Source organism: uncultured Marixanthomonas sp. (genome assembly GCF_963974425.1).
Lineage (GTDB): Bacteria > Bacteroidota > Bacteroidia > Flavobacteriales > Flavobacteriaceae > Marixanthomonas.
On sequence record NZ_CAXBCK010000027.1, the window covers coordinates 34,524 to 50,504 of the forward strand.

Here is a 15,981-nt window from a genome sequence, read left to right on the forward strand (position 1 = left end):
TATTTGGTTAATTAGGAACTATTACTTGAGTTTGCTCTCCGTTGGAAGTGTCGAGTATATTTATTACTAATCCCTCTCCAGATTCAAACACTTCGATAGCGAGGGTACCAAAAGAAAAAGTACCAGGTTGGGTAAGGTCGCCAATACCTTCAAGTTGTTGCTGCAATAAACTTCTTGATATTTGGCTTAAAATCTGGCTATTCAATGATTCTCCAAATCGATCCAAATCTGACTGATCTGCGCTGGCATTTGAAGGTGCCGTAAACCCATTTTGAGCACTGGCAGAGCTTAACATCCACTGATAGTTAAATGTTTCGCCTCCAAATGCAGGGTTTATAGGTTCGTAGGTTAATTGCTGTGCACTTAAAGCACAAGTAAAAAACATAAGTAATAAATAGATTGGGTATTTCATAATATCAATATCTAGTAATTTGCTGTTTTTGTTGTTGAAGTCTTTGCAAATAAGCAATTGAACGATTTAATGCAGTACTTGCCATTTCCTTTAAAAATTCTTTTCTAGGCTGGGAGAAAAATTGCCATACTAAATCATCACCAACTTTAACACTAACTCTTGTGGTACGACCTCGTCCTGGTGCTTCATCAATGGTAATATTTTTAGCAGATATGATTCCCCTATTAAAATATTCAGAGTAAAAATATCTATAAAAGTCCCTACCGGCTTTTGTTAAAGTATTTTCTATAACCAATCCATTTATTACAAAGCCATCTTGTGGTTTGGCCTGATCTTGTGATGTAGCAATCTTTTGTTCGCGTGCAGAATCTAATTCAGATTTACCGCCATCTTTTAGAACTATTCGGTCTTTACCAATGGGTTTGCCATCCTTATCGAAGATTAGCAACGCAATGATTATTTTACCGTCATCATTATAATTTATGTTTACTTGGGCAAGCAGTATTTTATCGTTGCCTTTTATAAAAAAATCGTTTGCTTGACTACTTTTTGTGGTATTGCCATTAGCATCGGTTTTAAAAACCATAAAATCATATTGCAACGGATAATCTGAAGGAGTTAGATTTTCTGCCGATGCCTTGAAGGTTGTAAATTCACTAGATTTTTCAACAAAAATCTCAGCTTTTACTTCTTTATTATAAAATTGAGCATGAAGGGATGCTGTAGGTATAAAGCCAAATAGAAAAAATGTAATTATAAAAAAGGTATTTAATTTCAAAATCTATTGTTTATTGAAAGCTTCTGACAATAATATCGGGGGAATTTCCGGTTTGCCTAAACTTCAATGATTTTGTTATTTCATTAGTACCAAAGCGTTCAAAATAACTCCCGTCACCATCTTGTGTTAATTCTAATGAGGCATCTACCGTAGGATCGTATACATAATCTTTTATAAAGTTATAATTTCCGTTTTGGCGTAAATCTGCTACAACCGTATTAGCGGTGTAATCTAAATCGACTCCATTTTGAAAACCGTTTTGTGTTAGATTAATCTCACTGGCATTTGTAGCAGCGCTTATAGCAGCGCGATTGCCTTCCCCAACTTGCCTTATAAAAACCGAATTGTCGGTTAATGCAGCATTTCTAGGGTTAACGCTATTGTCAATCCCCAAGGATTTAAAGATTTCTGGAGTTGCCATTTGCTCTTCTCCAGTTTTCTGACTTTCTGTTTTTTCATTCTTATACGTTTGCGAAAACGATATCGCGCTCACAAACAACATAATAATAAAAGTACTTGTTAATTTTTTCATAATAATAAATATATTAAATAATTATTTAATAATCGTTATAATTTTATAATAAGGAGGGCATCATAATAATGAGCCCTCCTTTTTTATAAACTATCTAGGTTTAAATCCCACTTGCTATGCCAAAGGCTTAGCAACCTGGACAAACATCATCGATGTCAAAGTCACCTGGCATGTTAGGAGTACCTGGAGTATTCATATCTGGGAACTCACAAAGGATACCATCTGTAGCAAAGTCACCGTTAGGTCCTAATTGAAGTACATCAGCTACGTTACCACCATTAGGCATTCCTACTGGAGAACCGTTTGGCAAGTTTTGCGTTACGCTATAGCTATGACCACCTCTTTGCACCAATAATATTTGGTTATTTTGACCTCTTTGTGCTGTCATACCACGGTTACCATCACCATCTTGGTATGTATTCACTAAGTTGTCTTCTCCTCTTTGAGTTGAAAGCGCTACGTTGTCATTACCAGATTGTCTTTGGTATGCTTTATGATCAAAACCATTTTGGCCAATACCTGCTTCGCTATTAGTCCCATCTTGGTCCTGACGTGCATAGTTTCCAGCTCCTGAAGGAGTACCGTATAAGTTTTGCACTACAAAAGCAGAGTTACCTGAACCTGACTGGTTTTGTTCTGCGTAGTTTGCGTTTGCAGGATCATCTCCAAATTGACGGATGTCTGCGTCGTTATCGCTACCACTTTGGTCTTGATACGCTTGTCCTCCAAAAGAACCTAAACTTTGAGATCCGTTTTCTATGTCATCAACAGTTAGTAAATCACTATAGATTGAGCTAAAAGTATGTCCAGTTGTAACATTTCCTTGTGCTATAATAGCCGTGTTACCTGTTCCACCCATAACTGCATCTGTTGTTTGCATTTGCTCAGCATAGTTACCATTACCATCTTGGAATGTTCTTGCTGTATTTCTAGCACCAGCTCCGCTTTGGTTAATAATAGACATGTTGCCATCACCAACTTGCTCTGCTTCAGCTAAATGACCATCTGTTCCATTTGGCCCTGCATTTTGATCAATTTCTGATTTGTTACCGTCACCCACTTGGCGAGTCCACGCATCACTGTTATCAAACGTTTGTCTTGTCCAAGCACTGTTACCGTCACCATCTTGATCGATAGCTGCAAAGTTATCTTCAGCATTTTGACCCGTTCCTTGACGAATTCTAGCCATGTTGCTCGCACTACTATTATCATTCTGACCTTGGCGAGTTACTGCGTTGTTTCTATCTCCTTCTTGCAAAGTAGTAGATTGGTTTAAATCACCAGATTGTAGCACCTCTGCTAAATTTTCAACACCACTAGTAGCTTGTACAGCCCCCATTTGTCTTACACGAGCTAAGTTACCACCAGTACCAGCACCATCGTTTTGGTTAGTATAAACAGATTGACTTGTTCCAGCTTGACGAACCCATACACGGTTATCATTTCCATTTTGAATGGATTCACCTGTATTGGCACCGGCTGCCGCACCTGCTTGTGCTGGTACTGCAACTGCCTTAGGAGCTCCACTTACTTGAGCGAAACCTATCGCTCCAATCATTAGCGCTGCTGCGCTTAACATTACTTTTTTCATAATTTAAAAATTTAGTTACTAATTGATTTATATTGGTTTTAATCTACACACATTGACTCTCAACATGTGATACTTTACTATATGAACAAGACTACTATCTTGATCAATTTAAATTAACAACTGTTCTACTAAACAGAAATTAATATACTATAATGTCTTAGCGATTAGGGGACTTAAGTGAGGAGTTGTATTTAAACTTCTAATCTCGTTTGAAATACAATTCAAATTTGCAAAAAAAAATACAATCTCCACTAAGTGTAAACACGTACGTAGCAATTAACAAATTGATTTGTAGGATTTTTCCTGTTAAAAGAATTACTGCTAAAGGGCGTACATATAAAAAAACCGTTCAACTACCTTTAAACGACATAAAATTCAATATGTTAAAATTATGTTAAAATTATCATGATGTGGTCACTATCCTACATTCTGTTGCACAAACCTATATACCATTGATCCTCAGCACATTTTAACTTTAAAAAAACTGTAATTCTCTTTAGGTATGCGCTAAAACAAAGGTTTTACTCCATTTAATTATGCTACTTACAACTACATCTGTGTGGTAAAAAATAGCTTTTTGAAAAATATTCAAAAGCAAATAGTTGGTATAGTTTCCTACTAATTACTGTTAAGGTTCTTAGGATATTAAAGCTATTATATGACTTAAAAAAGAAAAAAGGCGTCGTGTGACGCCTTTTTCAAGAATATATATTTCAGTAAAAGGGTACCGAATTAGTTTCCTTGGTTTACAGTAGATATATTATTATTACCTAGTTGATTTACCATACTATTATTGTCATTACCCATTTGTGAAACAGTACTCGAGTTTAAAACTCCGTCCTGTGCTACAGTACTTATATGAAATTCTCCATCTTGTGTCACTATAGAAGTGTTATTATCTCCAGTTTGATCCATTGCACTTGAATTAGAATTACCTGTTTGACCTAATAATAGACCATCGTTACCATTTCCTGTTTGGCTAATAGTGCTAATGTTCATATTACCTACTTGACGTGCATACGCATGGTTAGTATCTCCTTCTTGCACAATCGAGGTATTATTAAAGTCTCCGGTAGATGCAGATTTTGCGCTGTTGTTATCTCCTGTAGTTTTAATAGAACCATTGTTATCATCACCAGCTTGAACTACTTCTGCTACGTTTTCATCACCCTTAATAATAATTCCATCACCTGGATGAAGATCGTTGATCAAATTGCTATTATTACGGTTACCATATTGTCTTACATCCACATCGTTAAGATCTCCAAAAACATCTGTCACCATATAGTTATCATCACCAACTTGATCAATACTCACGTTGTTAAAATCACTTCCGTTACCACCTGCAACATCTACTGATGCATCATTACGGCTACCCAATTGCTGAAGGTGTGTAATATTTTCACTACCTATAATACGTAATACACCTTGGTTATCATCTCCTGTTTGTGCAACATCTGAAGTGTTACGAGAACCTTTTTGTCTGAAATTTAAAACGTTATCATTTCCTATTTGGTCAACATCAGATTCATTATCGTCTCCAACTTGCAACACGCTACTCATATTAGAACTTCCTCCGTTTTGTCTTACATCACTATGGTTGTCATCTCCTGATTGCTCAACAGTACTCCTTTGAAAACTTCCGGACTGTGCTACTGCACTTCCGTTTAAATCTCCTGTTTGTGTTGTAGTGCTTTTATTAACATTTCCGTATTGTGAAACACTTGCACCGTTGCTAAAGCCAGTTTGAGCAATCTCTGATTGGTGATCTGATCCATTCTGTACTGAATTAGTATGGTTTCTTATACCAGTTTGTGTCAATTCAGAATTATTTCTATCACCATTACGCTGTATTAATTTACCTACGTTTAAATCTCCAGTTTGAACTACAAGAGATTCGTGGAAATTACCGCTTTGTGAAACAGTATTACTATTAGCATCTCCTCCATTTTGTTTTACACCGCTTTGGTTATAAGTTCCAGTTTGTTCAACTGTACTCATATGCAAAGTACCAGACTGTGCTACTGCACTTCCATTAAAATCACCTGTTTGTGTTGTAACGCTTTCGTTAGCACTTCCATATTGAGAAACGCTTGCTCCATTACTATTACCTGTTTGAGTAATTTCTGATTGATGGTCTGATCCATCTTGAACAGAATTGGTATGGTTTCTTGAACCAGTTTGTATTAAATCAGAATTATTTCTGTCACCATCACGCTGTATAAGTTTAGCAACATTGAAATCTCCTAATTGATCTACACTTGACTCGTGATCATCACCAGTTTGAGAAACTGTATTTTTATTACTATCACCTGTTTGGATTCCCACAGACCTGTTACTAAACCCAGATTGGTTTACAGATAAATTATTTAAGTTTCCATTTTGGTTGTGATTACTAATGTTTTCATCACCTGTTTGCAATACAGTACCCATATTAGAGTCACCCATTCTCTGACGCAATTGACTTATATTTTCATTACCAATTTGGTCTACGTCTGCCACGTTGTAAGATGCACGTTGTAATACATAGCTATCGTTACCATTTCCTATTTGAGACACATTAGCATCATCCATTGTTCCCGCACCCTGGTTTACACGAGACCTGTTACTGTCTCCTGTTTGTGTAACTTTAGAATTATGGTCTGTAGCTTGTTGAATGGTTTCGGCGTTGTTTAAAGTACCAGATTGCAAAACATCACTAGTATGATCGTCTCCATCTTGAGATACAGTAGCGACATTATCATCACCTAAACGCTGTCTTACTCTACTTCTGTTATCATAACCATCTTGAGTAATGTTTGCATTATTATTATTTCTGTACTGTTGCACATTACTATTGTTCTCATTTCCTATTTGTGACACTTCGCTGTCATTACCACTAAGGCCTTGATAAACTGTAGATTTATTATCAATCCCAGTTTGATCTGCACTAGAAGTATTGTCATCGCCATTTTGCGTTACTGAAGATGTATTATACAAACCATCAGAGTTTACACTACTTGTGTTTCTATCTCCTTGCTGCTGTACATCAGACTCATTAAAATCTCCTGTTTGTTTTACATTACTTTCATTGGCATCCCCAACTTGAGAAACTGCAGATTTATTAAATTCTCCTAAAAGTGCATTTGAATCAAATTGCTCTACAACAGATTTATTGCTGTTACCATCTTGAGCAACGGTGCTTTCATTATCCCTTCCTGTTCTGCTTATGTTGCCATTGCTACTTATTATTCCTTGGTTTACTCTTGAGGTATTATTGTTACCACCTTCTTGTTTTACAACACTAGAGTTGCGCTCATCTACCTGACCTACTTTTGAGTTGTTGTTTCTACCAATAGAAGTAACTTTGCTTGAGTTATCATCTCCAATTTGATTGACAGTAGAATTATGGATAGTACCATCTTGAGTAACTTCAGATGAATTTCCATCCCCAGTGGAAAACACTTGACTGTCATTGTTACCTCCGGTTTGAATAACAGCAGAACCGTTATTGTTTCCATTTTGATCTACATTACTTACATTGTCTTGTGCAAAGATCATTGCCCCACACATAAGTGCTGCTGCACTTAAAATAACTTTCTTCATAATTAAAATTTAATTAAATATTTGGTTAAAAAATTAAAATAAACTTATTCGTTACATAATGGGGATATTATGATTTTTTAAAATGGATTGTAGGATATCCATTTTGGGCATGCGTCTGAGGAGAAAGTTTGTTATTCTAAATTTGAGGGCGTATTTAAAAAACAGATCATTATTTTTTAACTACAGCTCAAATGTCCAATAAAAAAATGTATTTTCCTACAAAGAGGTCTTTCAGACCCTATTTGTAAGAGTTTTAAAACAATTTTATAATTTAAAAAAGTTGAATTTTGAGGATGAATGAAATAAAAAAAACGGTGAAATACCTAAAATTTACTTGTAGGAAGCACTTGTTAAGTTTTTGTTAAAAAAAATAATTACTACCTTGTAAGTATTATTTACTAACTACTATTTCAAGCATTCTAATTAAGCAATAAAATAATTGTTTTGTAAGAAACAAATAGGTTTTATTTAATTGAATATAAATTATTAAAATAATGAGTCATTTTACAAAAAAACAAATATAAACTTATTAATGTTGTAAGAAGACCCCACCCATTAAAGTCTTAATAGACTTGATTAAAGGCAGAATAATAGTATTTTCCTACATTTTACAAGCGCACTCATTTTCTTTAAAATATTGAAAAGAGTTTTTTTTCTCTGGTTTAAAATATCCTGAGGCATTTACTATACAGATAGCTCGAGTTTTAAAAATACCACAATACATATCATTAGTGATTTTAATAAATTTCTAAATAAGTTGTGTCTAAAAAGATTCTAATTTAATTTTACTGAATAAGCGGATGTTATCTTAGCTTATTTCAGGACAAGAAAAAGCAAAAAAAAGTCGCTTAACTTTCGTTAAACGACCTTATACTTACACGCATTAAATCTTATTTAGTAAAGAGCAACTCTCTATATTTAGTTAGTGGCCAAATCTCATCATCTACTAAAAGCTCTAATTTGTCACAGTGGTACCGTATATCATCAAAATAAGGCTTTACCTTATTACAGTATGCTTTGGCCCGTTTTTCAGCATTTTCAATCTTGTTTGCTTTTTTACGTTCCTCTATCATCTCTGTGATTCCCTTATTAATACTTTCAATATGATGTGATATCTTTTCGATAAGGTTTAGTTGTTCTCCCCCAAATTTTTTGAAGTTGTCTCCGTAAATTTCCTTTAAGCCCCTAACGTTTCTTATCAATATATTTTGATACTGAATAGCCGTAGGGATTATATGGTTTCTAGCAATATCGCCTAGAACTCTTCCTTCAATTTGAATACGCATTGCATACTCTTCCATTTCAATTTCATAGCGAGCTTCAACCTCAACTTTACTCATTATGTTAAGCTCTTCAAACAGTGCGATGGATTCTTTAGAGATTCGTGCTTTTAAAGCTTCTGGAGTTGTTTTATTATTACTTAAACCACGTTTCTTTGCTTCTTTTTCCCAAGCCTCTCCATAGCCATCACCTTCAAAACGAATGCGTTTAGAATCCTTAATATATTCTCTCAATACATTAAAGATAGCATCGTCTTTCTTCATTTTTTCACCCTTAATAAGCTTATCAACTTTTTCCTTAAAGTCAATCAACTGCTTTGCAACAATTGCGTTAAGCACTGTCATTGGGTTAGCACAGTTAGCAGTAGAACCTACAGCACGAAACTCAAATTTATTACCAGTAAAGGCAAAAGGAGAAGTACGGTTTCTATCTGTATTGTCCATTAAAATTTCAGGAATCTTACCCACCACATTTAATTTAAGGTCCGTTTTTTCTTGTGGAGATAGTTTTCCGTCGGTTACCTTTTCTAATTCATCTAAAACATCAGTCAATTGTGAACCAATAAATGCTGAAATAATAGCAGGCGGTGCTTCGTTAGCTCCTAAACGGTGATCATTACTTGCTCCTGCAATTGAAGCTCTTAACAATTCTTCGTGATCATTTACAGCTTTAAGAGTATTAATGAAAAAGGTTAAAAATTGAAGGTTTTTCATTGGTGTACTTCCAGGGCCTAGTAAATTAACCCCTGTATTAGTAGCCAATGACCAGTTGTTGTGCTTTCCACTTCCATTTACACCTGCAAATGGCTTTTCATGAAATAATACTTTAAAGTTATGACGGTCTGCTATTTTATCCATTAAGTCCATTAATAAGGAGTTGTGGTCTACAGCAAGATTGGTTTCTTCAAAAATTGGTGCTAATTCAAATTGATTGGGAGCTACTTCATTATGTCTTGTTTTTACGGGAATCCCCAACAACATACATTCAGTCTCCAAATCACGCATATAATTAAGGACACGCATAGGTATAGAGCCAAAATAGTGGTCGTCTAACTGCTGTCCTTTTGGTGAAGAATGTCCTAATAAAGTTCGACCGGAAAGCATAATATCTGGGCGAGAAAGGGCTAATGCCTTATCAATAAGGAAATACTCTTGCTCCCATCCAAGTGTTGGGTTTACTTTAGTTACATTTTTATCAAAATATTTTGCTACAGCGGTTGCTGCTTGATCCACTGTTTGTAATGCACGCAATAATGGTGTTTTATAGTCTAACGCTTCACCTGTATATGAAACAAAAACAGTTGGAATACATAATGTGGTTCCATATAAAAAAGCAGGCGAGGTTGGATCCCATGCTGTGTAACCACGAGCTTCGAAGGTATTTCTTATACCCCCGTGAGGAAAACTAGAGGCATCTGGCTCTTGTTGTACTAACTGTCCGCCACCAAATTTCTCGATACTCTGACCATTATCGATAGTTTCAAAAAAAGCATCGTGTTTTTCAGCAGTTGCTCCTGTTAAAGGCTGAAACCAGTGCGTATAATGGGTTGCTCCTTTTGAAATGGCCCATTCTTTCATTCCTGTTGAAATGTGATCTGCTACACTACGCTCAATTTTCTTTCCATTTTCAATAGCATCCATTACACTATTGTAAGAGGTTTTTGTCAAGTATTGGCGCATAGCCGACTCATTAAATACGTTTTTTCCGAAGATAGCGGAACGTCGTTCAGGTTCTTGTACTTCTACAGGTTTTCTGTTAAAGGTTTCTTTGATTGCGTGAAATCGTAAAGTTGACATACAGATATACTTTGTTTAAAATTAGAATGGGACAAAAATAGGTTTATTTTTTTTATACCCCCTAATTTTTAATGTTAACTTATTAATAAATGATGATTTATTACTAACAACCCCTAAAATTATAGGGGTTAAAATACAAACGACTCAATTTTAAGCAACTTTATTATTCAAGAAGAGCTAAACTTATAAATATTACATAAGCGGCAAGAATAAACAATCCTTTAAATCTACCTATCTCAAATTTCTTTGGAAGAAATGCTAATGGAATTAAAATAGCTGCAAAACCTAACATCCAGAAAATATCATTGGTCAACACTTCTTGGCTTTGTACCGTTATCGGTTTGATAATTGCGGTGATTCCTAATACCGAAGCAATATTAAAGATGTTTGAGCCTATTAAGTTTCCTAATGAAATTGCTTTTTCTTTCTTTATTGCTGCAATTACCGATGCTGCTAATTCAGGAACACTTGTACCAATAGCGATCATCGTTACAGCAATAACACGCTCTGTCACTCCTAATGCTGTAGCCATATCCACGGCACCTGTAACCAATAATTCACTTCCACCCCACAAACCTAGACCTCCTAATACAAGCCAAATGATTATTTTGAAATTTGAAGTTTTAGAAAGTCCTTCATCAATTCCATCATCTACTGGTTTTGATTTCTTTTGTTTTCTAGCTCTATTAATTAATAGGTAGAGATATACTCCTAATAATATAAGGAAGACTCCCCCCTCCATTCTATTTAATCCATTTCCATTTTTCAACAAAAAATATAGTGCAATGGAAAGAAACATCATCACCGGCCAATTGAATTTATAAAAATCCTTATCTATAGCCAAAGGCGAAATAAAAGCCGTTATACCAAGTACCAAACCAATGTTTGCAATATTTGAACCTATAACATTTCCTAAAGAAATATCGCTAAAACCACTAAGAGCAGCCTCTATACTTACCAATAATTCTGGGGCCGATGTAGCAAAAGAAACCACCGTTAAACCAATTACCATTTTTGACAAGCGCAGTTTAAAGGATAAGGCCACGGAAGAACGCACCAAAAATTCTCCTCCTACAACTAATAGTAATAAACCAAGAAAAACAAAAAGTATCGAAACTCCCATAAAAGATATTTTAGACTGCGAAGATACTAAAATGAAGTACGATTTTCGAAATACAAAATGCGAAATACGATTTGATATCTGGCTGCTAGAATGAATATGTAAAACCGTGTTTAACTAAAAACTTGCAACTAAAACACAATAATAAACTAAAAATTCAGTTATATAACTACAAAAATAGTTTCAAAACTAAATTAATAGTTTTATATTTATCCCCTATGGAACGACTTACAAATAAAGAAGAAGAAATAATGCAAGCACTCTGGCAATTAGAAAAAGCCTTTGTTAAAGAAATTATAACGCTATTGCCTGGAAAAAATCATTACAATACTGTATCAACTATTGTTCGGAACCTGGAAGAAAAAGGGTTTGTATCATACACTGCCTATGGTAAAACACACCAATACTTTCCTATTATTAGCAAAGCTGAATACACCGAACGCTATATGAATCTTGCCACTAAAAAATATTTCAACAACAGTTATAAGAGCATGGTTTCCTTTTTCGCTAAAGAAGAAAAAATAAGCGCCACAGAGCTTCGAGAAATATTAGAGCTAATAGAAAACAAATAATATGGATTTCCTTATTTATATAGGCAAGGCCGCAATAGTACTTTCGCTGTTTCAAATTGTATACGTAGCACTTTTAAAAAGTGATACTCATTTTACAACCAATAGACTATTTCTCTTGAGCGGACTCCTTCTGTCTTTTGTTTTTCCATTTATTCAATTTACCAAAACAGTTACTATTCCCGCTCCTAAAACAAACTTAGCAGGATATTCTGAAGAAATTCCTGCTTATTTGGCAACAGCATCTCAACAAATAGATTGGTGGGGTATTGCACTTATTGCATATATATTAATGACCACACTATTTTTAATACGGTTCAGTAAGCAATGCTATTCACTTTATTTATTATTACAAAAACATCCCACTACTACTAAAGGTGGGTACAAATATATACTGACTGAGGAAAGAGTATTGCCTTTTTCATTCTTCAACTATATAATTTACAACCCTGCTTTACACCATGCAGACGAACTTAGTATGATACTTAAGCATGAAGAAGTACATGCACATCAAAAGCATTCCATAGACATTCTTATAGCAAATTTGCTTACTGCTATTCAATGGGCCAACCCCCTTGCATGGTTATATAAAAAGAACATAGAAGAAAATTTAGAATTTATTGCAGATAATGAAACTGCCACACAAGTTTCATCTAAAAAAGAATATCAAGTTGCGCTGGTAAGAGCCTCATCTACTTATCCTATTCCAGCGTTGACTACTAATTTTTATCAATCATTCATCAAAAAACGAATCGTCATGCTAAACAAAAACAATTCAAAAAAAGTAAACAATTTAAAATCAATAGCTATTGTCCCACTCTTGGCATTATTCCTATGGGGTTTTAATGTAAATGAAACCGTCCAATATGCTGAAGTTGAAAATTCTCCTGCTGACCCTGTTATTCAGAAAATTGAAAAGAATGTTTCCAAAATACAGAACAACAATACAGTTGCAAGCGCTTTAAATAGTGAAGCAATTTCTTCTGAAGAAAAAAAGACTAAAACGAGCTCTTCTTCAGAAAAAAGATACGGCGCAGTCTTGCAAGATTCAGTAAAGCCCATTAAAATAATAATTACTAAAAACACCAGCGATGCCGAGCTTGAAGCGTATAAACAAAAACTGAAAGCTGAGGACAAGGCCAGTTTTAACTACAAAAATGTGAAACGCAATACAAAAGGCGAAATAACCGGAATTTCTATTGCATTTAGCGATTCCCGGGGCAATAATAACAATTACAGTGTAAGCAGCGATCAACCCATAAGCGATTATTTGCTTACTGTTTCAGAAAACGGAGCCATCAGTTCAAGAACGGTTTTAACAGAAGAACAAAAAATGCAACGACAAAAAATGATGGCACAACGTGATGAGATGATTTCGGAAAGAAATGAAGAAATGGAACAAATGAAGAAACGCATGCAAGAACGCCGTAAAGAAATAGAAGTTAGGCAAAAAGAGCGCATGGAGGAGCAAGAAGAGCGCATGAAAGAAAGAAATCAATCGATGAAAAAGCGATTAAAAGTAGTAAGAGAACGAACTGGAGATTCTTCAAGGCTTGCATATAGAAGCAAAAACCCTTCTAATGAAAGAATAGAAATTATTAGTACCGGAACAAACAATCAAGCAGATAATCCAATCTATTATGTAGATGGAAAAGAAACAAAAGAAGCTAAAGAAAAAAAAATAACACCAGAATCTATCGAAAAAATAAACATTCTAAAAGGTAAAAAAGCCCTTAAAAAATATGGCGGTAAAGGGATAAACGGTGTTGTTGAAATAACTACCAAGCAGTAATTGAAACTCTTATAAGTTTCTTAAACCTTCCTTTTTTTAGGAAGGTTTTTTTATTTTTATATAGTTATGAAAAAGAAGTTTTTTAAAGCATTAGCTAAATTGAACAAAAAAATTCTACCTAATTTTACTAAAAAGGGTGTGGATCTTGCCAAGGCTTCCAAGTTTCAGTTGGCGCTTTTTGGCTATAAGTTGTGGGTGACAAAAAATGCGATTAATCAATAGCAAAGTAATGATCGTACTTCATGCGATTTTAATTTAGCTGCTCCTTTTAAAAATTCCAATTCAATTAAAAAGTTGCATTGCACAATCTCACCACCTAATTTTTCTATTAACTGGCAAGCTGCTCTAGCAGTTCCTCCTGTTGCCAAAATATCATCGTGCAATAACACCTTATCTCCTTTTTGTATCGCATCTTCGTGAATCTCTAAAGCATCCATACCGTATTCCAGTGCATACGGCTGTTTTAAAGTATCGTATGGTAATTTACCCGCTTTTCGTACGGGTATAAAACCAGCTTTTAATTCTTTTGCTAACAAGGTCCCAAATAAAAATCCGCGAGATTCAATTCCCACCACCTTGTCAATTTTTTGATTTTCGGTTAATGCTAACAACTGTTCCAAACAAAAGGAAGTAGCGTCTGCACTAGCTAATAGAGGGGTTATATCTTTAAAATTTACTCCCAATTTTGGGAAGTCTGGTATCTCGCGAATGTATTTTTCTATATCCATTGTAATTTTTTACGAAAGTGCTTTGTCTATAAAGGTAAAAAGAAATATATTTGCACCCCGAAACAAATGGAATTTTATTTTTTTTCATTGTTTCAAGTACATAATGGCCTTGTGGCGCAACTGAATAGCGCACCTGATTACGGCTCAGGAGGTTCCAGGTTTGAATCCTGGCAAGGTCACTTTTAAGGATTATAATCCTTATCAAAACCACGCAACTCATAGGATTTGCGTGGTTTCCTGGTTTTTAGACCAACATTTAAAATGATATGATTTGCTACAATATAGTAGTTAACCGTCAGTTAATTTTTAAGATGTCAGTTCAACTGACAGATTTTTAGAAATTACTGAAACACTTGCCATAGTTGATTTGACTTTCGTCAAGACGATTTGTATAATCTTAAAGACGACAACTATGCGATCAACAAACACCTTCTCAATTCTCTTTTGGGCAGACCAAAAGAATGCTACAAACAACGAAGCTCTAGTTTATGCTCGAATTACAGTTAACCAAAAAAGAGCGAACATAAGTTTAAAAAGGCGTGTGCCAATAAAGTTTTGGGATGCAAAGAAAAATAGAAGCAAAGGTACTGGTATTGCCACAAAACAGATGAACAATTACCTTGACCAGACCTACACCAAACTTTTCCAAATATATCAAGACTTGACGTACAAGGAAGAGCTCATAACAGCCAAAATCATCAAAGCAAGGTTTATTGGGGATGATGAAAAATCAAAATCTCTACTCGACCTCATCGCCTATCACAGCAAGAAAATAGAAAATACCCTAACAAAAGGCACTATCAAAAATTTTGGTGTTACTGAGAACTACCTAAACAAGTTTCTGCAGAAACATAAGAAAACCACAGATATCTACCTCAAACAGATGGACTATAAATTTTTGATTGATTTTGAGAATTATTTAGCTAATGTTTGGCCAATTGGGCATCCAAGAGCAATGGGCCAGAACACCATTATGAAACACATCCAGCGACTACGGAAGATGGTAACGTTGGCATATCATATGGAATGGCTCGAGCGCGACCCATTTGCCCGGTGGAAACCGCAGTACGAGAAAACTAATCGAGAGTTTCTTTCTGAAACCGAACTCGAGAACCTCGAGTCCCATGATTTCAACAGCGACAGGTTGGACAGAGTGCGAGACTTATTCGTGTTCAGCTGTTATACTGGTATCAGCTACGTTGATATTATGAACCTCACAGCAGACAATGTGATGAAAAGCATCGACTGCGGAAACTGGATAACTACCAAACGGAAAAAAACTAAATCAGCCGTGAAGGTGCCGTTGCTTCGAAAAGCAGAAGAAATCATTGAGAAATACAGTAACCACCCGATGACTGCTGTAACCTCATCACTCTTACCTATTATTACTAATGAAAAGTTGAACGTCTATTTGAAAGAAGTAGCCAATCATGTTGGTATCAAGAAAAACCTCACATTCCATATGGCTCGTCATACGTTTGCGACTACAATCACACTTTCTAACGGTGTTCCTATTGAAACGGTCTCAAAACTCTTAGGCCATACCAAAATTGCGACTACACAAATTTATGCACGTGTTCTTGAGAAAAAGGTGGGAGAGGATATGGAAAAATTAAAACAAAAACTTGGATAATTGGTTTTGGTGTGTGATCAAATAATAATTTATTTAAAATAAATTATTTGTTTTACAGCAATTCTCTAGTTTTAAACGGTACAGTTTATCGGGAGGAGGTCAGATTCGGACGCAGTCGAATCCGCCGTAATTGCGGTTATACATTGTTGCCCACAGTTATTCTT

General features: G+C 35.1%; 12 protein-coding genes and 1 tRNA gene. 5 read left to right on the plus strand and 8 right to left on the minus strand.

What is annotated here, in order from left to right; all coding sequences use genetic code 11:
* Positions 1 to 7 precede the first annotated feature (7 nt).
* The 7 genes from AACZ92_RS09440 to AACZ92_RS09470 form a co-directional block, all read right to left on the minus strand.
* The gene (locus AACZ92_RS09440) at positions 8 to 412 is read right to left on the minus strand and encodes a curli production assembly/transport component CsgF (RefSeq protein WP_339700260.1); all 405 of its coding nucleotides are present in this window, start codon (positions 410 to 412) and stop codon (positions 8 to 10) included.
* Between the two features lie 4 nt (positions 413 to 416).
* Positions 417 to 1,190, minus strand: a complete 774-nt coding sequence (locus AACZ92_RS09445; protein WP_339700263.1) for a CsgE family curli-type amyloid fiber assembly protein — start codon at positions 1,188 to 1,190, stop codon at positions 417 to 419.
* Between the two features lie 10 nt (positions 1,191 to 1,200).
* Positions 1,201 to 1,722, minus strand: a complete 522-nt coding sequence (locus tag AACZ92_RS09450; protein ID WP_339700266.1) for a curlin repeat-containing protein — start codon at positions 1,720 to 1,722, stop codon at positions 1,201 to 1,203.
* Positions 1,723 to 1,849: 127 nt separating this feature from the next.
* Positions 1,850 to 3,313 carry a curlin gene (locus AACZ92_RS09455; protein ID WP_339700269.1) on the minus strand — a complete coding sequence of 488 codons (1,464 nt, stop codon included), beginning with the start codon at positions 3,311 to 3,313 and terminating at the stop codon, positions 1,850 to 1,852.
* A 732-nt stretch (positions 3,314 to 4,045) separates the two neighbouring features.
* A complete protein-coding gene (locus AACZ92_RS09460; protein WP_339700272.1) occupies positions 4,046 to 6,898 on the minus strand; it encodes a hypothetical protein in 2,853 nt (950 codons plus the stop codon).
* A gap of 890 nt (positions 6,899 to 7,788) precedes the next feature.
* Positions 7,789 to 9,975, minus strand: coding sequence for a glutamine synthetase III (locus AACZ92_RS09465; RefSeq protein ID WP_339700275.1), 2,187 nt, complete (start codon positions 9,973 to 9,975; stop codon positions 7,789 to 7,791).
* A gap of 163 nt (positions 9,976 to 10,138) precedes the next feature.
* Positions 10,139 to 11,098 carry a calcium/sodium antiporter gene (locus AACZ92_RS09470; protein WP_339700278.1) on the minus strand — a complete coding sequence of 320 codons (960 nt, stop codon included), beginning with the start codon at positions 11,096 to 11,098 and terminating at the stop codon, positions 10,139 to 10,141.
* 215 nt (positions 11,099 to 11,313) lie between these two features.
* On the opposite strand from AACZ92_RS09470, the gene AACZ92_RS09475 reads away from it, so the two are divergent.
* The 3 genes from AACZ92_RS09475 to AACZ92_RS09485 all read left to right on the plus strand — a co-directional run bounded on the left by AACZ92_RS09475 (position 11,314) and on the right by AACZ92_RS09485 (position 13,678).
* Positions 11,314 to 11,667 (plus strand): BlaI/MecI/CopY family transcriptional regulator, encoded by a 354-nt coding sequence (locus tag AACZ92_RS09475; protein WP_339700280.1) that lies wholly within the window; start codon positions 11,314 to 11,316, stop codon positions 11,665 to 11,667.
* A gap of 1 nt (position 11,668) precedes the next feature.
* Positions 11,669 to 13,456 carry a M56 family metallopeptidase gene (locus AACZ92_RS09480; protein WP_339700283.1) on the plus strand — a complete coding sequence of 596 codons (1,788 nt, stop codon included), beginning with the start codon at positions 11,669 to 11,671 and terminating at the stop codon, positions 13,454 to 13,456.
* A gap of 66 nt (positions 13,457 to 13,522) precedes the next feature.
* Complete coding sequence (locus AACZ92_RS09485) at positions 13,523 to 13,678, plus strand: SsrA-binding protein (protein WP_339700286.1); 156 nt, start codon at positions 13,523 to 13,525, stop codon at positions 13,676 to 13,678.
* Here the strand turns inward: AACZ92_RS09485 and AACZ92_RS09490 are convergent.
* Positions 13,672 to 14,184 (minus strand): adenine phosphoribosyltransferase, encoded by a 513-nt coding sequence (locus AACZ92_RS09490; RefSeq protein ID WP_339700290.1) that lies wholly within the window; start codon positions 14,182 to 14,184, stop codon positions 13,672 to 13,674. The genes AACZ92_RS09485 and AACZ92_RS09490 overlap by 7 nt on opposite strands.
* Positions 14,185 to 14,289: 105 nt before the next feature.
* Here AACZ92_RS09490 and AACZ92_RS09495 point away from each other — a divergent pair.
* A tRNA-Arg gene (locus AACZ92_RS09495) sits at positions 14,290 to 14,363 on the plus strand.
* A gap of 233 nt (positions 14,364 to 14,596) precedes the next feature.
* Positions 14,597 to 15,817, plus strand: a complete 1,221-nt coding sequence (locus tag AACZ92_RS09500; RefSeq protein WP_339700293.1) for a site-specific integrase — start codon at positions 14,597 to 14,599, stop codon at positions 15,815 to 15,817.
* Positions 15,818 to 15,981: the final 164 nt, after the last annotated feature.

What these genes read in the sequence shown, in the direction of transcription:
- AACZ92_RS09450 (WP_339700266.1), bottom strand. Translation starts at nt 1,722, where the DNA reads ATGAAAAAATTAACAAGTACTTTTATTATTATGTTGTTTGTGAGCGCG.
- AACZ92_RS09490 (WP_339700290.1), bottom strand. Translation starts at nt 14,184, where the DNA reads ATGGATATAGAAAAATACATTCGCGAGATACCAGACTTCCCAAAATTG.
- AACZ92_RS09460 (WP_339700272.1), bottom strand. Translation starts at nt 6,898, where the DNA reads ATGAAGAAAGTTATTTTAAGTGCAGCAGCACTTATGTGTGGGGCAATG.
- AACZ92_RS09440 (WP_339700260.1), bottom strand. Translation starts at nt 412, where the DNA reads ATGAAATACCCAATCTATTTATTACTTATGTTTTTTACTTGTGCTTTA.
- AACZ92_RS09500 (WP_339700293.1), top strand. Translation starts at nt 14,597, where the DNA reads ATGCGATCAACAAACACCTTCTCAATTCTCTTTTGGGCAGACCAAAAG.
- AACZ92_RS09475 (WP_339700280.1), top strand. Translation starts at nt 11,314, where the DNA reads ATGGAACGACTTACAAATAAAGAAGAAGAAATAATGCAAGCACTCTGG.
- AACZ92_RS09465 (WP_339700275.1), bottom strand. Translation starts at nt 9,975, where the DNA reads ATGTCAACTTTACGATTTCACGCAATCAAAGAAACCTTTAACAGAAAA.
- AACZ92_RS09485 (WP_339700286.1), top strand. Translation starts at nt 13,523, where the DNA reads ATGAAAAAGAAGTTTTTTAAAGCATTAGCTAAATTGAACAAAAAAATT.
- AACZ92_RS09455 (WP_339700269.1), bottom strand. Translation starts at nt 3,313, where the DNA reads ATGAAAAAAGTAATGTTAAGCGCAGCAGCGCTAATGATTGGAGCGATA.
- AACZ92_RS09480 (WP_339700283.1), top strand. Translation starts at nt 11,669, where the DNA reads ATGGATTTCCTTATTTATATAGGCAAGGCCGCAATAGTACTTTCGCTG.
- AACZ92_RS09470 (WP_339700278.1), bottom strand. Translation starts at nt 11,098, where the DNA reads ATGGGAGTTTCGATACTTTTTGTTTTTCTTGGTTTATTACTATTAGTT.